The organism is Pseudomonas sp. 478 (genome assembly GCF_003254125.1).
Taxonomy (GTDB): Bacteria; Pseudomonadota; Gammaproteobacteria; order Pseudomonadales; family Pseudomonadaceae; genus Aquipseudomonas.
Genome location: NZ_QKZG01000008.1, coordinates 211601 through 231250 on the forward strand (window position 1 = coordinate 211601; position 19650 = coordinate 231250).

Sequence of the window (19650 nt, forward strand, 5' to 3'; positions counted from 1 at the left end):
CCGAACGGGGACAAGTCCCCTCGCCACAGGGATGCATTGCCCAAGAAATTGTATTTATCGGACAAATCTTGAAATAACCCTATACCCCCGCTTGCGCGGGCACCTCCTGCTCACTAACGTAGCGCCTTTAATGACGCTACCCCCCCGCAGGAGCTTTGCCATGGCCTCGCCAGCCCTTACACATTTTCTTCCCCGGTTCGGCGTTGCCGCAGCAGTGGCCGGTGTTTTGAGCCTGAGCGGTTGTCAGACCTGGAACACCCAGGACACCCTCCCGCCGACCACCGGCGTGCAGCCGCTCAAGGGCTTGGCGCAGAACGTTTCGGTACGCCGCAATGCCATGGGCATGCCGTTGATCGAAAGCAACACCTTCCACGACGCGCTGTTCACCCTGGGTTACGTCCACGCCACCGACCGCATCACGCAAATGGTCACCCTGCGCCTGTTGGCTCAGGGCCGTTTGTCAGAGATGTCCGGTTCGGACCTGCTCGACGCTGACCGATATATGCGCGCCGTCAATCTGAAGAAAAGCGCCGACGAGCTGTACAAGGCATCTTCGCCGCGCCTCAAACGCTTCTTCGAAGTCTATGCCCGCGGCGTCAACGCCTACCTGTTCCGCTATCGCGACAAACTGCCGGCAGACCTCGCGGCCACCGGCTACAAGCCTGAATACTGGAAGCCGGAAGACTCGGCGCTGATTTTCTGCCTGCTGAACTTCAGCCAATCGGCCAACCTGCCGGAAGAGATTGCCTCGCTGATGCTGGCCCAGACCGTCAGCACCGACAAACTCCCGTGGCTGACCCCATCCGCTCCCGATGAAAAACTGCCGCTGGCCGAAGCTGAAAAACTTCAGGGCATCAAGCTCAACGGGCAAGTCCCGGGCCTGGCCGAGATCAGCAAAGCCACGAGCCAACTGTCCGACCTGAACCTGCTGGGCGCCACCTCGTCGAACAACTGGGCGATCGGCCCGCAACGCAGCCGCAGCGGCAAAAGCCTGTTGGCCAGCGACAGCCATGGCCCACTGGGCGTGCCATCGTTGTTCAGCTACGTGCAGATTCGCACGCCGAAGTACCAGGCTTCTGGTGTGACGATTGCCGGTTTGCCGATGGTGCTCGGCGGTTTCAACGGCAAAGTGGCCTGGAGCATGACCGCCGTCATGGGCGACAACCAGGACCTGTTCCTGGAAAAAATCAAACGCCAGGGTAATGGTCTTTCCTACGAGGTGGGTGGCAAATGGCAGCCGGCGATCGTGCGCAACGAAACTTACTTCGTCAAAGGCCAGCGGCCTATTCGCGAAGTGGTGTACGAAACCCGCCATGGCCCGCTGCTCAACAGTGCCCAAGGCACGACGCTGGCTAATGGTTTCGGCCTGGCCTTGCAGACGCCGAACTTCACCGATGACAAGAGCCTGGACGCGTTTTTCGACCTGTCCCGCGCCCAGACCGTCGAGAAAGCCTCGGACGCCAGCCGCGAAATCCGCGCCATTGCGCTAAACCTGGTATTTGCCGATGCCAGCAACATCGGCTGGCAAGTCACCGGTCGCTTCCCGAACCGTCGCGAAGGCGAAGGCCTGCTGCCGTCGCCGGGCTGGGAAGGTCGTTACGATTGGGATGGTTATGCCGACCCGATGCTCCACCCCTATGACCAGGATCCAGCCCAAGGCTGGCTCGGCACCGCCAACCAGCGAGTCATTGCGCATGGCTACGGCATGCAGTTGTCCAATTCCTGGTCGGCACCGGAGCGTGGTGAACGCCTGGCCGAACTGGCAGGCGTGGGCAAACACGACACGCGCAGCCTGATCGCCATGCAATACGACCAGACCACCACTTTCGCTGCCAAGCTGAAGAAGATGTTCGAAGCACCGGGCATGGCCAAGCCACTCAAGCAGGCCATTGAAGCGTTGCCTGAGGCGGATCGTGGCAAGGCTCGCGAGGCGTATACCCGCCTGATGGCCTTCGACGGCAAACTCAGCCCGACCTCCGCCGATGCCGCTATTTACGAGTTGTTCCTGCAGCAAAGCACCCAGCAAATCTTCCTCGACGAACTGGGCCCGGAAAGCAGCCCGGCGTGGAAAGCCTTTATCGCCAACGGCAAGTTGTCCTATGCGGCCCAGGCTGATCACCTGTTGGGGCGTGAGGACAGTCCGTTCTGGGATGACGCTCGCACGCCGCAGAAAGAAGATAAACCGGCGATCCTCGCCCGCAGTCTGGCGGCAGCGATCAGCGCGGGCGACAGCCAGTTGGGTGGCGATCACAAAGCCTGGCAATGGGGCAAACTGCACCGCTACGAGTGGAAAAACGCCAGCGGCCAGACGGTGCGCGGTCCACTGGCGGCCGGTGGCGACCACACCACGCTGAATACCGCAGCATTCGCCTGGGGTCAGGATTTCAACACCACCCTGGCGCCAGCCATGCGCTTTATCGTCGACTTCGGCCAGGCGGAACCGCTGATGGGGCAGAACGGTACGGGGCAATCCGGTAATCCGGCGAGCCCGAACTACCTCGACAGCATTGATCCGTGGCTGAAGGGGCAATACATGAGTCTGCCGATGCAGCCGCAGAACTTTGACAAGGTGTATGGCAACAAGCGGTTGACTCTAACCCCTGGCAAGTAAGGTCACCATCGACCCAATGTGGGAGCGGGCTTGCTCCGGGCGGCGTTCCGACGAAGGCGGTGTGTCAGTCAATATTATCGTCAACTGACACACCACCTTCGCGAGCAAGCCCGCTCCCACATGGGTATATCAATTGCCGATGAAAAATAAATAGAACTTCTCGTCTCGCGCAAACCTCATAGCAAACAAGTCCCTCGATTTTGGTAACAATATGGATCTTGTTATCGCGCGTCCTGAAGGTTTGTACTGCCCGGCCGGGGATTTCTACATCGACCCGTGGCGGCCGGTCGAACGTTCAGTCATCACCCACGCCCACGGCGACCATGCCCGCACCGGCAACCGGCATTATCTGGCGGCCGCTCCCGGCGAAGGGATTTTGCGTGCGCGACTGGGTCAAGACATCAACCTGCAAACCCTGCCCTACGGTCAACCCCTGACCCACAATGGCGTCACCCTGAGTTTTCACCCCGCCGGCCACGTCCTCGGTTCGGCACAGGTGCGCCTGGAATATCGCGGCGAAGTCTGGGTCGCCTCGGGCGACTACAAAATCGAACCCGACGGCACCTGTGCGCCGTTCGAACCCGTGCGCTGCGATACCTTCATCACTGAATCGACCTTCGGTCTGCCTATTTATCGCTGGCAACCCCAGGCGCATGTCTTTGCCGAGATCAATCAGTGGTGGCAAGCCAACGCCGCCACCGACAAAACCAGCGTGTTGTTCTGCTACGCCTTCGGCAAGGCTCAGCGAATTCTCCACGGCATTGACGCCAGCCTCGGCCCCATTCTGGTGCATGGCGCGGTTAAGCCGCTCAATCAGGTTTATCGCGAAGGTGGCATTTATTTACCGCCCACGATCTATGCCGGCGAAGTAAAAAAGAGCGACCCCATGATGCGCAAGGCGCTAGTCCTGGCCCCGCCTTCGGCTGGCGGCAGCACCTGGATGCGGCGCTTCGGCGACTACAACGATGGTTTCGCCAGCGGCTGGATGCGTTTGCGTGGCACACGGCGGCGACGTGGCGTGGATCGTGGCTTTGTACTGTCCGACCACGCCGACTGGCCGGGCCTGCTCTGGGCCATCGAACAGACCGGTGCTGAGCGGGTGATAGTGACCCACGGCTCGGTCGGGGTACTGGTGCGCCATCTGCGCGAACAGGGTCTCGATGCCATGAGTTTCAGCACCGAGTACGGCGACGATGAGCAAGAAAACGCAGCCGTCGAACCCGAGAGCGCCGAGGTGCTGCCATGAAGGCGTTCGCCGATTTGTATGCCGAACTCGATGCCACGACGTCGAGCAACGCCAAACTGGTGGCGATGCAACACTACTTCGCCGAGGCAGCGCCGGAAGATGCCGCATGGGCTGTTTATTTTTTGTCCGGCGGGCGACCTCGGCAACTGGTGCCCGTGCGCATCCTGCGAGAGTTGGCGGTTGAGATCTCCGGCCTCGCGCCGTGGCTGTTCGAAGAGAGTTATCAGGCGGTCGGCGATTTGGCGGAGACCATTTCGCTGGTGCTGCCCGAAGCGCTTCACAGCTCCAACGATGGATTGGCGGTCTGGATTGAACACAAACTGCTGCCGCTGCGCGGTGAAACCCCGCAAGTCCTTGCCGAGCGACTGCCTGCCCTGTGGTCGCAACTGGACCGCCAGAGCCTGATGCTCTGCATCAAACTGATCACCGGCAGTTTCCGCGTCGGCGTTTCCAAGTTGCTGGTCACCCGCGCCCTGGCGGCCATGGCCGGGCTCGACAGCAAACGCGTCGCCCAGCGTCTGGTGGGTTACACCGACCTGTCCAACCGCCCGAACGCGTGCGGTTATTTGAAGTTGATCGCCGCCGAATCGGCTGACGAACATGCCCAACGGGGCGGTCAGCCCTACCCGTTTTTCCTCGCTCACGCGTTATCTCAACCCGTTGAACAATTCGAATCCCTGCTCGGCCCGGCCAGCCATTGGCAAGTGGAATGGAAGTGGGATGGCATTCGCGCCCAGGTGGTCAAACGCGACGGGCGACTGTGGATCTGGTCGCGAGGTGAAGAACTGGTCACCGAGCGCTTCCCCGAACTCGATAGCCTGGTTCACTGCTTGCCCGACGGTACGGTGATCGACGGTGAAATCGTCGCCTGGAAAACCGGACAACCCACCACCGAAGACGCCTTCAACCCTCATTCCCCGGCTGCACCTGCAGTAAAGCCATTCGCGCTGCTGCAACAGCGGATCGGTCGTAAAACCCTGGACAAAAAAATCCTCGAAGAAGTGCCGGTGGTGATCCTCGCCTACGACCTGCTGGAATGGCAGGGTGAAGACTGGCGCAACCAGCCTCAGTCCGAGCGTCGCACTCAACTGGAGCATGTCGTCGCCAGCGGCAACAACCCGGTGTTACTCGCCTCACCGGTACTCACTGGCGAAGACTGGTTCGACCTCGCCCGACAACGGCAAGCCTCCCGCAAGCTCGGTGTCGAAGGCATGATGCTCAAGGCCCGGGATGCGCTTTATGGCGTCGGGCGGACCAAGGACATGGGCGTCTGGTGGAAATGGAAAGTCGACCCGTTCAGCGTCGATGCGGTGCTGATTTATGCGCAACGCGGCCATGGTCGCCGCGCCAGTCTCTACAGCGATTACACCTTCGCCGTATGGGACGGACCGCCTGACGCGAGCAAACGCGCACTGGTGCCGTTCGCCAAAGCCTATTCAGGGCTGACCGACGAAGAAATGCGCCAGGTCGACATCATCGTGCGCAAGACCACCGTAGAGAAATTCGGGCCGGTGAGCAGCGTGACGCCGAGCCTGGTGTTTGAACTGGGATTTGAGGGCATCGCCCTGTCCAGGCGCCACAAGAGCGGGATTGCAGTGCGGTTTCCGAGGATGCTGCGCTGGCGGCAGGATAAGTCGGTTGAGGAAGCTGACAATCTGGCGACGCTTCAGGATCTGCTCGGCTAAACCGATCCCCTGTGGGAGCGGGCTGGCTCCGGGCGGCGTTCCGACGAAAGCGGTATGTCAGGCACATTCATATCGACTGACACTCCCTCTTCGCGAGCAAGCCCGCTCCCACATGGATTTGTGCCATTCCGAACCAAGTTGGTGCAGCTGTTTCCAGGCGCCCGTTTTCGTGCACAAATCCCTCCTTGCCATTTCTTGAATCACCTTTTAAAACACTTGTTCGGGACTCTGGTTCGGAAATTGCTACTTTCATAGGGTCTTACGCTTTCCAGTAACAATAATTCTGCGCCACAAGCGCTCATATTGGTTTTTAGGGATTGAATAATGAAAAAAGCATTGCTGACCCTTTCTGCACTGGCGTTGTGCATGGCAGCCGGTTCCGCGCTGGCCAAGGAATACAAGGAATTGCGTTTTGGCGTTGATCCTTCCTACGCGCCGTTTGAGTCAAAAGCGGCTGACGGTAGCCTGGTAGGCTTCGACATCGATCTGGGCAACGCGATCTGCGCCGAGCTGAAGGTCAAGTGCAAATGGGTCGAAAGCGATTTCGACGGCATGATTCCGGGCCTGAAAGCCAATAAATTCGACGGCGTGATCTCTTCGATGACCGTCACCCCGGCCCGCGAAAAAGTCATCGATTTCTCCAGCGAGCTGTTCTCCGGCCCAACCGCTTACGTGTCCAAGAAAGGTTCTGGCATAACCGCAGACGTCGCTTCGCTCAAGGGCAAAACCGTCGGCTACGAACAAGGCACCATCCAGGAAGCCTATGCCAAAGCCGTTCTGGACAAGGCGGGCGTGAAAACCCAGGCCTACGCCAACCAGGATCAGGTGTATTCCGACCTGACTTCCGGTCGTCTCGACGCCGGCATCCAGGACATGCTGCAGGCCGAACTGGGCTTTTTGAAGTCGCCACAAGGTGCCAATTACGAAGTCAGCAAGCCGGTCGACAACGAATTGCTGCCAGCCAAAACAGCTGTCGGTATCTCGAAAGGTAACAAAGACCTCAAGGCACTTCTTGATAAAGGTATCAAAGCGTTACACGACGACGGCACCTACGCCACCATTCAGAAGAAACACTTTGGCGATCTGAATCTGTACAGCGGCAAATAATGCCCGGCGCCCATCTCGCGATGGGCGCTTTTTTTATCCGATCAGGTTGCTGATTTATGTTCGAAAACCTCTTACAAAACCTGGGGCTCTCCGCCTTCAGCCTCAAGGGCTTCGGTCCGTTGCTGATGGAAGGCACCTGGATGACCATCAAATTATCGGCGTTGTCGCTGCTGGTAGCCGTGTTGCTCGGCCTGCTCGGCGCCAGTGCAAAACTGTCAAAAGTCAAACTGGTGCGCGTACCGGCGCAGGTCTACACCACGCTGATTCGCGGTGTGCCGGACCTGGTGCTGATGCTGTTGATCTTCTACAGCCTGCAAACCTGGCTGACGTCGTTTACCGACTTCATGGAATGGGAATACATCGAGATCAACCCGTTCAGCGCCGGGGTCATCACCCTGGGCTTTATTTATGGCGCGTACTTCACCGAAACCTTTCGTGGCGCGATTCTCGCGGTCCCACGGGGCCAGGTCGAAGCGGCAACCGCGTATGGCCTCAAGCGCGGCCAGCGTTTCTGGATCGTAGTGTTCCCGCAGATGATGCGTTTTGCCCTGCCGGGTATCGGTAACAACTGGATGGTGATGCTCAAGGCCACCGCACTGGTCTCGATCATCGGCCTCGCCGACCTGGTCAAGGCTGCGCAGGATGCCGGCAAAAGCACTTATCAACTGTTCTACTTCCTGGTGCTTGCAGCGCTGATTTACCTGCTGATCACCAGCGCCTCCAACTTCGTCCTGCGCTGGCTCGAACGTCGTTACGCCGCCGGTTCCCGGGAGGCCGTACGATGATCGAACTCCTGCAGGAATACTGGAAACCCTTCCTTTATAGCGACGGCAACAACATCACCGGCCTGGCCATGACCCTGTGGCTGCTCAGTGCGTCGATCTTCATCGGCTTCCTGGTGTCGATTCCGCTGTCCATCGCCCGGGTTTCACCACACTTCTACATCCGCTGGCCGGTGCAGTTCTACACCTACCTGTTCCGCGGTACGCCGTTGTATATCCAGCTGCTGATTTGCTACACCGGCATCTACAGCCTGGCCGCCGTGCGCGCCCAACCGGTGCTGGATGCGTTCTTTCGCGATGCGATGAACTGCACGATCCTGGCCTTCGCCCTGAACACCTGCGCCTACACCACGGAGATTTTCGCCGGGGCGATTCGCAGCATGGCGCACGGTGAAGTCGAAGCGGCCAAGGCTTACGGCCTGACAGGCTGGAAGCTTTATGCCTACGTGATCATGCCTTCGGCCCTTCGTCGTTCGTTGCCTTATTACAGCAACGAAGTGATTTTGATGCTGCACTCAACCACCGTGGCCTTCACCGCGACCATCCCGGACATCTTGAAAGTCGCGCGGGACGCCAACTCGGCGACCTTCCTGACCTTCCAGTCGTTCGGCATCGCCGCGCTGATCTACCTGACCGTTACCTTTGCGCTGGTCGGCCTGTTCCGCCTCGCCGAACGCCGATGGCTGGCCTTCCTCGGGCCGACCCACTAGGACCCGCTTTAGGGATAAAGAGACATGCGCCACCAGATTCATGACCTGCTGGCCCCGCTGCCGGGGACCGCGCGACAGATTCACAGCTTTCACTTCGGCCCCTCATCGGCCAAAGGCAAGATTTACATCCAGTCATCCCTGCATGCCGACGAAATGCCCGGCATGCTGGTTGCCTGGCACCTCAAGCAACGTCTGGCGGAACTCGAAGCCGCCGGCCGTTTGCGCAGCGAAATCGTGCTGGTGCCGGTGGCCAATCCGGCCGGCCTCGAACAAGTGCTGATGGATGTGCCGCTGGGCCGTTACGACCTCGAAAGCGGGCAGAACTTCAATCGCTGGTTCGTCGATCTGAGCGAAGCCGTTGGCAACGAGATCGAAGGCCTGCTCGGCGACGATCCGCAGCACAACCTCGAACTGATTCGCAGCAGCCTGCGCAATGCCCTCGCCCAACAGACGGCCAGCACGCAACTGCAATCCCAGCGCCTGGCTCTGCAACGGCTGGCCTGCGATGCCGACATGGTGCTGGACCTGCATTGCGATTTCGAAGCGGTCACCCACCTTTACACCACGCCCGAGGCCTGGCCGCAGGTCGAGCCGCTGGCGCGGTACATCGGTGCCGAAGCCAGCCTGCTGGCGACCGACTCCGGCGGTCAGTCGTTCGATGAATGCTTCACCCTGCTCTGGTGGCAGTTGAAGGAACGCTTCGGCGAACACTTTGATATTCCGCTGGGCAGTTTTTCGGTCACCGTCGAATTGCGCGGTCAGGGTGACGTCAATCACCCGCTGGCCAGCCTTGATTGCCAGGCGCTGATCAATTACCTGACTCACTTCGGCGCCATTGCCGGCGAACCGGCGTCGCTGCCTGAACTGCCCTATCCGGCTACGCCGCTGGCCGGTGTTGAACCGGTAGCGACACCGGTCGGCGGGCTGCTGGTGTTTACCGCGCTACCAGGGGAATACCTCGAAGCCGGGCAACTGATTGCTGAAATCATCGACCCGATCCTTGACCGCGTCACCCCCGTTCATTGCACCGTCGCCGGGTTGATGTACGCCCGCTCGCTACGGCGCATGGCCACTGCCGGCATGGTGATCGCCCACATTGCGGGCACCGAAGCCTATCGCAGCGGCTACCTACTTTCGCCTTGAGGATGCATGCCCCATGTACAAACTGACCATTGAAGGCCTGCATAAAAGCTATGGCGAACATGAAGTACTCAAAGGCGTTTCGCTCAAGGCCAACACCGGCGACGTCATCAGCCTGATCGGCGCCAGCGGCTCGGGCAAAAGTACCTTCCTGCGTTGCATCAACTTTCTCGAACAGCCCAACGACGGCGCCATGAGCCTGGACGGCAAGAATATCCGCATGATCAAGGATCGCCACGGCATGCATGTGGCCGATGCCAATGAACTGCAACGGATCCGCACTCGCCTGGCCATGGTGTTCCAACACTTCAACCTGTGGAGCCACATGACGGTGCTGGAAAACATCACCATGGCCCCGCGTCGGGTGCTGGGGTGCAGCAAGCAGGAAGCCGAAGACCGTGCCCGACGCTATCTCGACAAGGTCGGCCTGGCCTCGCGCGTAGCGGATCAATACCCGGCGTTTCTTTCCGGTGGTCAACAGCAACGCGTGGCGATTGCCCGGGCACTCGCCATGGAGCCAGAAGTGATGCTGTTCGACGAACCCACCTCGGCCCTCGATCCCGAACTGGTGGGTGAGGTGCTCAGGGTGATTCAGGGTCTGGCCGAGGAAGGCCGAACCATGATCATGGTGACCCACGAAATGAGCTTCGCCCGTAAGGTCTCGAATCAGGTGTTGTTCCTGCACCAGGGATTGGTGGAGGAAGAAGGCGCACCGGAAGACGTGTTGGGCAATCCGAAGAGTGAGCGGCTGAAGCAGTTCCTGAGCGGCAACCTCAAGTAACCCTAAAACCCTGTAGGAGCAAAGCTTGCTCGCGATGAACGATAACTCGGTCGTTAATGGACCGCGTCGCATTCATCGCGAGCAAGCTTTGCTCCTACGTGCGTTTTGGTATCAGGCTACAGGCGCGGGAGGCGGCTCATCCGGCAAGGTAGGCTCACCGGGCTCGGTGGGTTGTTCGTTGGGGGTATCGGGATCAGGCTGACCGGGGATGCCCCCTGCCATGTTGATAGGTGGATGTGCCAACAAGGACCAGGCCAAAACGCCAACCTGATTGGGCTCAAGCCTTGCCAGTTCGGCACTTATTCGCGGATCGATCTTCATAGGGCACTCCTGAGCGATGGCCCGTCCGCGTTGCGCGAACCGGGCAGTACACCCAATAGAGTGTCTACCCGCTCAAGAATTCCCACGACTTCCCGGACGAACGGATCAGGTGCGTGGCAGGGTGACGCCGCGCTGGCCCTGATACTTGCCGCCACGGTCCTTGTAGGACACTTCGCACTCTTCGTCGGATTCAAGGAACAGCATCTGTGCCACGCCTTCGTTCGCGTAGATTTTCGCCGGCAGATTGGTGGTGTTGGAGAACTCCAGGGTCACATGACCCTCCCACTCAGGCTCAAGCGGCGTGACGTTGACGATAATACCGCAGCGCGCATAGGTGCTTTTACCCAAGCAAATGGTCAATACATTACGCGGAATGCGGAAATATTCGACGGTGCTGGCTAGGGCGAAGGAGTTCGGCGGAATGATGCACACGTCGCTGTGGATGTCGACGAAGCTGCCGGCATCGAAGTTTTTCGGGTCGACGATTGCCGAATTGATGTTGGTGAACACCTTGAAATGATTTGTGCAACGCACATCGTAGCCGTAGCTTGACACGCCGTAGGAGATCACACGGCTATCGTCGCTGCCGCGCACCTGGCGCTCTACGAAGGGCTCGATCATGCCGTGCTCTTGCGCCATGCGGCGAATCCACTTGTCCGATTTGATGCTCATGGCGGGTGTCCTGAATAGCGAGGTGGAAAAAATCTGTCCGGCATCTTACCGGGCGCGCGCTTCGGGTTCAAAGTCCGGGTCACAAATCTTGGCGATCCCCCGTAATTTCCGGCCCTTGGGGGAAAACCAGCGGACCGTCAGTCATGAAAACAGAGAAACCTTCACCGCAAGCATTGGCACGTTCCTGAAAAAGGGTTAAGGTGGCGCCACTGTGCTGCTTGTGTCACTGAGAATCTCTACACGATATGTTGAATTTCGATCCAACCATCTACAAGAATTTTTCCTGCTCTTTGCACTCAGTCTCGGCCAGGGTTCTTCCTGAGTCGCAGTTATCTTTGTTCAAGGAGTTACACCATGTCTAATCGCCAAACTGGTACCGTTAAGTGGTTCAACGATGAAAAAGGCTTCGGCTTCATCACTCCACAATCCGGTGACGACCTGTTCGTTCACTTCAAAGCTATCCAATCCGACGGCTTCAAAAGCCTGAAAGAAGGCCAACAGGTTTCTTTCATCGCTACCCGCGGTCAGAAAGGCATGCAAGCTGAAGAAGTTCAAGTTATCTAACTTGTACTTGCTTTAGTAAAAAGCCCCGCCCTCAAAAGCGGGGCTTTTTTGTGCCTGTCTGTTTTGCAGGCAAAAAAAATCGCAGCCCATGGCTGCGATTTTTTGCGTTTTACCAGGCCACACCAAACCCGGCGGTGTACCGAGTCTTGTCCAGATCAGCCTCATCGGTGCCGCTGATGATGTCTCGTTCGGCCTTCAGGTTAAGCGATGCCCATTCGGTCACTTTGTAGCGCAAGCCCATTTCAGCATCGAGCGCGTAATCCGCTACGCCCGACAACGGCTTGCCCACTTCGCCATTGGTGAAGAATTCCACCTTCTTGCCGATCAGGTAGCGGTTGTAATCCCACTTCATTGCCACGGAATAGAAGTTTTCCTTGCTGCCGTCAGCGAACTCATAGTCCGTGCGGTTGACCAGCGACCCCAGCGAGAACGCGCCCAGCTCGTCGTCCCAGAATTGGTAACCGGGGCCAGTACCGACGGTGCGCTGACGAGAGAGCTCTTCGACCTTGTCGCGCTTATAGACTGCGCGGCCCTGCCAGAACCACTTCTCGGTCAGGAAGCGGTCGAGCGAGTATTCGCCCCGCCAGTTGTCGGTAGTGACCACATCATCCTGAAATTCGCGGTTGTACTCGCCTTCTGCGGTGTGTCGCCATCTGCCATGACGCGCAGTGGTCTTGAAGTCGATATCGTAATCATCGGTGTCTTTTTCGGCCCGCTGATAATCCAGCGCTGCATCGACATTACCCTTCCACACCAAATCCTCGATGACAGGCTTTGGCTTCAGAATCTGCTGAATGCTGGCCAGCTCTACAGTCTTGGGAGCGTCGCCGTTGGCCAGGGTGACCTTGCCGTCTTCTGCCGCATGCAGCGCCTTGGCCTTTTCACCGGTGTAGGCGTCCTGCTTGACCAGCAACTGCTGATCGCTTTCCAGGGTTTTGACCTGCTTCCAGTCGATCGGGACGGCACCGGCGTATTCGGTCTGGATCAACAGCTTGCCGCCATCGAAAACGGTGATCTTGCCGCTCAGCTTGTCACCGTTCTTCAACCAGACGGTATCGGCGAGCAAGGGCGTGGAGGCACTGACGACAGCAAGGCACAGCAGGGATCTGGACAACATAAGCAAATACAGGCTCAAGTTTGCGAAAAAAAGTCGGCATTACCCATACGAATAAGACCCTAGCAAGGACTGACCCGACTATTTCTAATGAGTTCATTTCTCAATAGCTGATCCAGGATTTACTCTACAGACGGTAATGCGAACTTTTTTTCAGGAACTGCCGACGTGACCGACTCCACCACTGAAACCGATAGTCCGGCGCAAATCCGACGCACGGCGCTGTACCTGACTCTGGCGCAGGTCCCAGAGGGCAAAGTCGTGAGTTATGGTCAGCTCGCCGAGTTGGCGGGACTGGGTCGCGCCGCCCGCTTCGTCGGGCGGACACTGAGCCAACTGCCGGGCGACAGCAAATTACCCTGGCACCGCGTGCTCGGCGCCGGCGGGCGTATCAGCCTGCCTGCAGGCAGCCCTTCGGGGGATGAACAACGCGCGCGTTTGCGCATGGAGGGCATCAGTATCCTGAACAATCGTGTTGATATTCAGCGCCATGGCTGGCGCCCGGTAGAGCACAGCGGTTAGAGTGCGCGCTTTGTTTCCGTATTTCTTGAGGCAGACTCCAGCCCATGCCCCGTAAAACCTGGCGCGCCGCGCTCGCCGCCTATGCCAGCCCCTCGACGCTTGTACTGCTGCTGCTTGGTTTCGCCGCCGGCCTGCCCTACATGCTGGTGTTTTCGACACTTTCGGTCTGGCTGCGCGAAGCTGGCGTAGCGCGCGAAACCATTGGCTATGCAAGCCTCATAGGCCTGGCCTACGCCTTTAAATGGGTCTGGTCACCGCTGCTCGACCAATGGCGCCTGCCATTGCTCGGCAAGCTCGGTCGCCGACGTTCCTGGCTGGTGCTCTCCCAGGCACTGGTCATTCTCGGCCTGATCGGGATGGGTTTCTGCGACCCGCAAAAGCATTTGTCCTGGCTGATCGCCATTGCCGTGGTCGTTGCTTTCGCCTCGGCGACGCAAGACATCGCGGTCGACGCCTATCGCCTGGAAATCGCCGACGACACCCGCCAGGCCGCGCTCGCCGCCAGTTACATGTCTGGTTATCGGATCGCCGCGCTGCTGGCCACCGCCGGCGCCCTGTTCTTCGCTGAAGGCTTCGGCTCCACCGGTTTCAACTATAAGCATTCGGCATGGGCCGGCACCTACATCCTGTTCGGCGCCTTGATGGTTCCAGCGCTGCTGACCTCCTTTTTCATGCGGGAACCGCCGGTGCCGCTACGCACGCAGCTTCAGGCCGGGCGCTACAGCTTTGTGCATCAACTGGCATCGGTGTTTGTGCTGATCGTGCTGCTGGTTTCCGTGCCGGCCATGTTCACTCAGTTGTACAACACCGATTTCGCCAGCGTGCTGTTCGAAGGCGTGAGCGTGCTCGACCTGCTGCTCGAAGACCGCGCGTTCCTGCGGGCGATCCTCTACACCACCCTCACCGCTATATGCCTGTCGGCCATTGGCCGCCGCGGCCTGGCGCCGGTGCTGACGCCGATCAACGACTTTATTCTGCGCTACCGTTGGCAAGCGTTCCTGCTGCTTGGGCTGATCGCCACTTATCGGATGTCCGATACGGTCATGGGCGTGATGGCTAACGTGTTCTACATCGACCAGGGCTTCACCAAGGATCAGATTGCCAGCGTCAGCAAGATCTTCGGCCTGATCATGACCCTGGTCGGTGCCGGCATGGGCGGCCTGCTGATTGTGCGCTTCGGCATCTTGCCGATTCTGCTCATCGGCGGCATTGCATCAGCCGGCACCAACCTGCTGTTCCTGATGCTCGCCGACATGGGCGCCAACCTGAACATGCTGATCCTCACTATTTCCCTGGATAACTTTAGTTCGGGCCTGGCGACCTCGGCGTTTGTCGCCTACCTGTCGAGCCTGACCAACTTGAAGTTCTCGGCGACCCAGTACGCCCTGCTCAGCTCGATCATGCTTTTGCTGCCACGCCTGATCGGCGGCTACTCCGGGGTCATGGTGGAGAAATTCGGTTATCACAATTTCTTCCTGATCACTGCCCTGCTGGGCGTTCCGACGCTACTGTTGATCGCGCTGCACTGGTTCCAGGAAAGCCGCCGCGAAGGCCCGACGCCAACGCCGACACCCGAACCGGTTCCGACCCAGGTCGCGGAAGAATCGTAGGTTCTTCAGCAGGAAGCAGCGCAGAGGGCGGGGGGATTCCCGCCCTCCCGCCACACCCCGCCGACCGCACGCCTGTACGCCAGCAGATCTCGCCCGTACAATGCTCCGTCATTTCTCGTCATCAGCAACCGACAACGGCCAACCATGCGCACCAGTCAATTTTTGCTCGCCACACAGAAAGAAACGCCTTCCGACGCGGTCGTGATCAGCCATCAGCTGATGCTGCGCGCCGGCATGATCCGCAAACTCGCCTCGGGCCTGTACACCTGGCTGCCGATGGGCTTGCGAGTAATGCGCAAGGTCGAAGCCATCGTTCGTGAAGAAATGAACGCCGCGGGCTCTCTCGAAGTGTTGATGCCGAGCACCCAACCGGCTGAGCTGTGGCAGGAATCCGGTCGCTGGGAAGAATACGGCCCTGAATTGTTGCGCTTCAAGGATCGCCACGGTCGCGATTTCTGCGCCGGCCCGACTCACGAAGAAGTCATCACCGACCTGATGCGCAACGAGTTGAGCAGCTACAAACAGCTGCCGATCAACCTGTATCAGATCCAGACCAAATTCCGTGACGAAATCCGTCCACGCTTCGGCTTGATGCGCGGTCGCGAATTCATCATGAAGGACGCCTACTCCTTCCACGCTGACCAGCCATCGCTGCAGGTCACCTACGACCGTATGCACCAGGCGTATTGCAACGTGTTTACCCGCCTGGGCCTGAAATTCCGCCCGGTTGAAGCCGACAACGGCTCGATCGGTGGTGCAGGCTCCCACGAGTTCCACGTACTGGCCGAATCCGGCGAAGACGATATCGTCTTCAGCAACGGTTCCGACTATGCGGCGAACATCGAGAAAGCCGAAGCCGTGCCACGCGAAACTTCCCGCGCCGCACCTGCCGAAGAGCTGCGCCTGGTCGACACGCCGAACGCCAAGACCATCGCGCAACTGGTCGAAGGCTTCAACCTGCCGATTGAAAAGACCATCAAGACCCTGGTGGTTCACGCTGAAGAGAAAGGCAAGCTGATTGCCCTGATCATCCGTGGCGACCACGAGCTGAACGAAATCAAGGCCGGCAACCAGCCTGGCGTTGCCAGCCCGCTGGTCATGGCCTCCGAAGCCGAACTGCGCGACGCCATTGGTGCCGGCGCCGGCTCCCTGGGCCCGCTGAACCTGCCGCTGCCAATCATCATCGACCGTTCCGTCGAATTGATGAGCGACTTTGGCATCGGCGCCAACATCGACGACAAACACTACTTCGGCGTGAACTGGGAGCGTGATCTGCCGGTTCCGACCGTTGCCGACCTGCGCAACGTGGTCGCTGGAGACCCGAGCCCGGATGGCAAGGGCACCCTGGAAATCAAGCGCGGCATCGAAGTCGGGCACATCTTCCAGCTGGGCAACAAGTACAGCAAAGCGATGAAGTGCGAAGTGCTGGGCGAGAATGGCAAGCCAGTCACCCTGGAAATGGGTTGCTACGGCATCGGCGTTTCCCGCGTGGTGGCTGCAGCCATCGAGCAGAACAACGACGCCAACGGGATCATCTGGAGCGACACGCTGGCCCCGTTCCAGATCGCTCTGGTACCGCTGCGCTACGAAACCGAACAGGTTCGCGAAGCCACCGACAAGCTGTATGCAGAATTGACGGCCGCCGGCTTCGAAGTACTGCTGGACGACCGCGACAAGAAAACCAGCCCGGGCATCAAGTTCGCGGACATGGAGCTGATCGGCATTCCTCACCGGATCGTGGTCAGTGACCGCGGCCTCGCCGAAGGCAATCTTGAATACAAGAGCCGCACCGAGCCCGAAGCGCAAGCGCTGCCGGTCGCAGACGTGCTGGCCTTCCTTCAGTCCCGTATCCGCCGCTGACACCAGATAGAGAAGTCATGTTCAAGCGAAACACCTTAGGCCTCGGTGGTGCCGCCCTGTGCGGCACCCTGCTGGTCAGCGGCTGTGCCAATCACATGTCACAACGCAGCGAGCACGAGGAACGTGTCGAGCGTAAATTGCTCGACCACAGCCTGCAGATCGATGTCGGCGAGCCAAAGGTGCTTGAGCTGCCGCAACGTCGGGTGAAGATCCAGGAGCAGAAGACTTTCGAAGTCACCGAATTCGAAGTCACACGCCACTACGACCGCTACACGCCTTACCAACCCTGGCGGGAGGCTTACGAGATCCCGCTGGGTGCGGTGGCCGTGGTGGCCGGTGTCGGTGCGAACGTGGTCAACGTGTTCGCCCTCGGCAACCTGCCGGACAGCGTGACGAAAGACTGGTTGAGCTACGGTTTCGCCGGGCTCAACCCGTTCATGAACGTGCAGTCTCATGGTCGCGCGCAACAGAACCTGGCGGGAATCGACGAGGTCCAGCTCGACAAGCGCACCGAATACTCAAGCCTGCCGTGGAGCGAGCGTCCGGTTGAGGTCAAGGCCGGCAAGGAAACGTTCGAGATGAGCACCGACAAAAACGGTGTATTGCGCGTAAACCTGCTGGACAGCCCGTTCGCCGAACACGACATCAATCATCTGAGCCGGCTGCTGATCAGTGTCCAGGATGCTCAGGACGAGGTGCACACCAATTCGTCCCTGGCGGTCAGTAGCTCCTTGCGCGGTAAGCTGCTCGAAGCTCACGGGCTGATTTACGACGACCTCGAAGACGACGAAGTGAGCCAGTGGGTACACCGGGTCAAACGTTTGTCGGAACTGGGCCTGGAAGAAGAAGCCACCGAGCTGGAACAAAGCCTGATCGAACTGACGCGCAACGATCCCGAGTTGCAGACCGAATTCCTCAAGTCATTGACCAAGGATGCCGGGCGACTGGTCGCGGATCCGGGACCGAACTAAAAGCCAAAAAGCTTCGTCAAACCGCTTTCGCGAGCAATCCCGCTCCCACAGTTGACCGCATTCGTCTGAACAACGCGGTCAACTGTGGGAGCGGGCTTGCTCGCGAAAGCGGCCTGACATTCACAACAGCACCAAAACCCTGCCACTACCGTTCAAACAACTCCATCTGCTCAAACCCACCCCGCAAATCCTCCAGCCGCACCCCGATCCCCAGCAACCGCACCGGCTTCCCGCCGCGATTGAACGCCTGGGTCAGCAACAACTGATAGCTCCCCAAATCCCGCCCTGCCCCGGCCTGCTCCAGAGTGGTCTGGGTGAAGTCATGGAATTTCACTTTGACGAACGGCTTCCCCGGTCGATAGCTGCTGTCGATTCGCGCCATGCGGCCAGCCAGGGTTTCCAGTAACTCGGGTAATTTATCGAGGCAGCTCACCAGATCCGGCAAGTCCACGTCGTAGGTGTTTTCGACACTGATTGACTGCCGACGACTGTCGTTGTGCACCAATCGGTCATCGATCCCACGGGCGAGGCTCCAGAGTCGCTCGCCGAAGCTGCCGAATTCGCGCACAAGCGCCAACTTGTCCCATTCACGCAGATGCGAGCAATCGACGATGCCAAGCCTGCCTAATTTATCTGCGGTCACTTTGCCAACGCCGTGCAGCTTGCTCACCGGCAAACCACTGACAAAATCCTCGACCTGATCCGGCGTAATGACGAACAAGCCGTTGGGCTTCTTCCAGTCGCTGGCGATCTTGGCCAGAAACTTGTTCGGCGCAACGCCCGCCGAAACGGTGATGTGCAGTTGATTAGAGACGCGACGGCGAATGTCTTGGGCGATCCGCGTGGCGCTGCCACCGAAATGCGCGCTGTCAGACACGTCGAGGTAGGCCTCATCCAGGGAAAGCGGCTCGATCAAGTCGGTGTAATCGCGAAAGATCGTATGAATTTCCTTAGAGGCTTCTCTATAGGCATCCATGCGTGGCTTGACGATGGTCAGGTCCGGGCACAGCTTCAAGGCATGTCCGGAAGACATGGCCGAGCGCACCCCATAAGCCCGCGCCTCATAATTGCAGGTGGCGATCACTCCACGTCGATCCGCAGAACCGCCCACTGCCAGAGGCTTCCCGGCCAGGCGCGGGTCGTCACGCATCTCGATGGCGGCGTAGAAGCAGTCACAATCGACGTGGATGATTTTTCGCTGCGTCATATAAAAGCAGTGTTCATGGTGAAGAAATGGCGTACTGGCGAGTCAGATTGGCAGTATCTCACTGACACCTGTATATAGCACCAGTACTCTGAATGTTCTTTTCTACTTGTAGGAAAAGTGCCGATGAATTTATTTTCTTAATCGAAAAGCTTCGCCCGATAGAGCTGAAAGCCTTGCCACACCGACCTTACAGCCAATCACTCAGCCCTATTTTTGAGCTAAGCGATTGAACGGGAAGAGGTTTTTTCTGCATTGAAGGTTGACAGCCTGCCGATCCTCTGTAGAATGCCGACACACAGACGCGGGATGGAGCAGTCTGGTAGCTCGTCGGGCTCATAACCCGAAGGTCGTCGGTTCAAATCCGGCTCCCGCAACCAAACATCAAGAAAGGCTACTCGAAAGAGTGGCCTTTTTTGTGCGCGTCTCTTTTGTAAATGCGAGATAGCAAGAGCGGGCAACGGCTGACGTTGCTGGATTGAAAAATCGTTCTGATTCCGAAACTTAAGTCTCCCCCCATGACCGTTCGCCACTCATTTACGCTAATTTGACCCTATTCAGGATTAACGGTAGACACTCCGGCGTTCGTCTGTAGAATGCCGCCACACAGACGCGGGATGGAGCAGTCTGGTAGCTCGTCGGGCTCATAACCCGAAGGTCGTCGGTTCAAATCCGGCTCCCGCAACCAAACATCAAAAAAGGCTACTCGAAAGAGTGGCCTTTTTTGTGCGCGTCTCTTTTGTAAATCTG

At 58.8% G+C, this 19650-nt stretch carries 17 protein-coding genes and 2 tRNA genes; 15 read left to right on the plus strand and 4 right to left on the minus strand.

What is annotated here, in order from left to right; translation table 11 throughout:
* Positions 1-160: 160 nt before the first annotated feature.
* The 8 genes from DFS28_RS18435 to DFS28_RS18470 all read left to right on the plus strand — a co-directional run bounded on the left by DFS28_RS18435 (position 161) and on the right by DFS28_RS18470 (position 10062).
* Positions 161-2611 carry a penicillin acylase family protein gene (locus tag DFS28_RS18435; protein ID WP_111450962.1) on the plus strand — a complete coding sequence of 817 codons (2451 nt, stop codon included), beginning with the start codon at positions 161-163 and terminating at the stop codon, positions 2609-2611.
* 211 nt (positions 2612-2822) lie between these two features.
* Complete coding sequence (locus DFS28_RS18440) at positions 2823-3857, plus strand: ligase-associated DNA damage response exonuclease (protein WP_111450963.1); 1035 nt, start codon at positions 2823-2825, stop codon at positions 3855-3857.
* Positions 3854-5542 carry an ATP-dependent DNA ligase gene (locus tag DFS28_RS18445; RefSeq protein ID WP_111450964.1) on the plus strand — a complete coding sequence of 563 codons (1689 nt, stop codon included), beginning with the start codon at positions 3854-3856 and terminating at the stop codon, positions 5540-5542. The genes DFS28_RS18440 and DFS28_RS18445 overlap by 4 nt, the downstream gene beginning before the upstream one ends.
* Positions 5543-5866: 324 nt before the next feature.
* The gene (locus tag DFS28_RS18450) at positions 5867-6649 is read left to right on the plus strand and encodes a transporter substrate-binding domain-containing protein (RefSeq protein WP_111450965.1); all 783 of its coding nucleotides are present in this window, start codon (positions 5867-5869) and stop codon (positions 6647-6649) included.
* A 56-nt stretch (positions 6650-6705) separates the two neighbouring features.
* Positions 6706-7434, plus strand: coding sequence for an ABC transporter permease (locus DFS28_RS18455; RefSeq protein WP_111450966.1), 729 nt, complete (start codon positions 6706-6708; stop codon positions 7432-7434).
* Positions 7431-8141: an ABC transporter permease gene (locus tag DFS28_RS18460; RefSeq protein ID WP_046046256.1), complete on the plus strand. Its 711-nt coding sequence runs from the start codon at positions 7431-7433 to the stop codon at positions 8139-8141. The genes DFS28_RS18455 and DFS28_RS18460 overlap by 4 nt, the downstream gene beginning before the upstream one ends.
* A 24-nt stretch (positions 8142-8165) precedes the next feature.
* A complete protein-coding gene (locus DFS28_RS18465) occupies positions 8166-9284 on the plus strand; it encodes a succinylglutamate desuccinylase/aspartoacylase family protein (protein ID WP_111450967.1) in 1119 nt (372 codons plus the stop codon).
* Between the two features lie 13 nt (positions 9285-9297).
* On the plus strand, positions 9298-10062 hold the full coding sequence (locus DFS28_RS18470; RefSeq protein ID WP_111450968.1) for an ABC transporter ATP-binding protein: 765 nt from the start codon (positions 9298-9300) through the stop codon (positions 10060-10062).
* Between the two features lie 111 nt (positions 10063-10173).
* On the opposite strand, the gene DFS28_RS18475 is transcribed toward DFS28_RS18470, so the two are convergent.
* Both DFS28_RS18475 and dcd read right to left on the minus strand, forming a co-directional pair.
* Positions 10174-10383, minus strand: a complete 210-nt coding sequence (locus DFS28_RS18475) for a hypothetical protein (RefSeq protein WP_008153934.1) — start codon at positions 10381-10383, stop codon at positions 10174-10176.
* A 105-nt stretch (positions 10384-10488) separates the two neighbouring features.
* Positions 10489-11055, minus strand: a complete 567-nt coding sequence (gene dcd, locus DFS28_RS18480; RefSeq protein WP_007904652.1) for a dCTP deaminase — start codon at positions 11053-11055, stop codon at positions 10489-10491.
* Between the two features lie 354 nt (positions 11056-11409).
* On the opposite strand from dcd, the gene DFS28_RS18485 reads away from it, so the two are divergent.
* Positions 11410-11619 (plus strand): cold-shock protein, encoded by a 210-nt coding sequence (locus DFS28_RS18485; RefSeq protein WP_002554837.1) that lies wholly within the window; start codon positions 11410-11412, stop codon positions 11617-11619.
* Between the two features lie 109 nt (positions 11620-11728).
* On the opposite strand, the gene DFS28_RS18490 is transcribed toward DFS28_RS18485, so the two are convergent.
* A complete protein-coding gene (locus DFS28_RS18490; protein WP_111450969.1) occupies positions 11729-12736 on the minus strand; it encodes a DUF481 domain-containing protein in 1008 nt (335 codons plus the stop codon).
* A gap of 165 nt (positions 12737-12901) precedes the next feature.
* On the opposite strand from DFS28_RS18490, the gene DFS28_RS18495 reads away from it, so the two are divergent.
* The 4 genes from DFS28_RS18495 (at position 12902) to DFS28_RS18510 (ending at position 17696) form a co-directional block, all read left to right on the plus strand.
* Positions 12902-13255, plus strand: a complete 354-nt coding sequence (locus DFS28_RS18495; RefSeq protein WP_008153938.1) for an MGMT family protein — start codon at positions 12902-12904, stop codon at positions 13253-13255.
* Positions 13256-13299: 44 nt separating this feature from the next.
* Complete coding sequence (locus DFS28_RS18500; RefSeq protein ID WP_008153940.1) at positions 13300-14865, plus strand: AmpG family muropeptide MFS transporter; 1566 nt, start codon at positions 13300-13302, stop codon at positions 14863-14865.
* Between the two features lie 144 nt (positions 14866-15009).
* A complete protein-coding gene (locus tag DFS28_RS18505; RefSeq protein ID WP_111450970.1) occupies positions 15010-16725 on the plus strand; it encodes a proline--tRNA ligase in 1716 nt (571 codons plus the stop codon).
* A gap of 17 nt (positions 16726-16742) precedes the next feature.
* Positions 16743-17696 carry a hypothetical protein gene (locus DFS28_RS18510; RefSeq protein ID WP_111450971.1) on the plus strand — a complete coding sequence of 318 codons (954 nt, stop codon included), beginning with the start codon at positions 16743-16745 and terminating at the stop codon, positions 17694-17696.
* Positions 17697-17841: 145 nt separating this feature from the next.
* Here the strand turns inward: DFS28_RS18510 and dinB are convergent, their stop codons facing one another.
* A complete protein-coding gene (dinB, locus tag DFS28_RS18515) occupies positions 17842-18903 on the minus strand; it encodes a DNA polymerase IV (protein ID WP_008153950.1) in 1062 nt (353 codons plus the stop codon).
* 300 nt (positions 18904-19203) lie between these two features.
* On the opposite strand from dinB, the gene DFS28_RS18520 reads away from it, so the two are divergent.
* Both DFS28_RS18520 and DFS28_RS18525 read left to right on the plus strand, forming a co-directional pair.
* A tRNA-Met gene (locus tag DFS28_RS18520) sits at positions 19204-19280 on the plus strand.
* A 231-nt stretch (positions 19281-19511) separates the two neighbouring features.
* Positions 19512-19588 (plus strand) — tRNA-Met (locus DFS28_RS18525).
* Positions 19589-19650 lie beyond the last annotated feature (62 nt).

Coding starts and splice junctions, on each gene's coding strand:
- dinB (WP_008153950.1), bottom strand. CDS start 18,903: ATGACGCAGCGAAAAATCATCCACGTCGATTGTGACTGCTTCTACGCC.
- dcd (WP_007904652.1), bottom strand. CDS start 11,055: ATGAGCATCAAATCGGACAAGTGGATTCGCCGCATGGCGCAAGAGCAC.
- DFS28_RS18440 (WP_111450963.1), top strand. CDS start 2,823: ATGGATCTTGTTATCGCGCGTCCTGAAGGTTTGTACTGCCCGGCCGGG.
- DFS28_RS18435 (WP_111450962.1), top strand. CDS start 161: ATGGCCTCGCCAGCCCTTACACATTTTCTTCCCCGGTTCGGCGTTGCC.
- DFS28_RS18460 (WP_046046256.1), top strand. CDS start 7,431: ATGATCGAACTCCTGCAGGAATACTGGAAACCCTTCCTTTATAGCGAC.
- DFS28_RS18470 (WP_111450968.1), top strand. CDS start 9,298: ATGTACAAACTGACCATTGAAGGCCTGCATAAAAGCTATGGCGAACAT.
- DFS28_RS18505 (WP_111450970.1), top strand. CDS start 15,010: ATGCGCACCAGTCAATTTTTGCTCGCCACACAGAAAGAAACGCCTTCC.
- DFS28_RS18500 (WP_008153940.1), top strand. CDS start 13,300: ATGCCCCGTAAAACCTGGCGCGCCGCGCTCGCCGCCTATGCCAGCCCC.
- DFS28_RS18450 (WP_111450965.1), top strand. CDS start 5,867: ATGAAAAAAGCATTGCTGACCCTTTCTGCACTGGCGTTGTGCATGGCA.
- DFS28_RS18490 (WP_111450969.1), bottom strand. CDS start 12,736: ATGTTGTCCAGATCCCTGCTGTGCCTTGCTGTCGTCAGTGCCTCCACG.
- DFS28_RS18455 (WP_111450966.1), top strand. CDS start 6,706: ATGTTCGAAAACCTCTTACAAAACCTGGGGCTCTCCGCCTTCAGCCTC.
- DFS28_RS18445 (WP_111450964.1), top strand. CDS start 3,854: ATGAAGGCGTTCGCCGATTTGTATGCCGAACTCGATGCCACGACGTCG.
- DFS28_RS18485 (WP_002554837.1), top strand. CDS start 11,410: ATGTCTAATCGCCAAACTGGTACCGTTAAGTGGTTCAACGATGAAAAA.
- DFS28_RS18465 (WP_111450967.1), top strand. CDS start 8,166: ATGCGCCACCAGATTCATGACCTGCTGGCCCCGCTGCCGGGGACCGCG.
- DFS28_RS18475 (WP_008153934.1), bottom strand. CDS start 10,383: ATGAAGATCGATCCGCGAATAAGTGCCGAACTGGCAAGGCTTGAGCCC.
- DFS28_RS18510 (WP_111450971.1), top strand. CDS start 16,743: ATGTTCAAGCGAAACACCTTAGGCCTCGGTGGTGCCGCCCTGTGCGGC.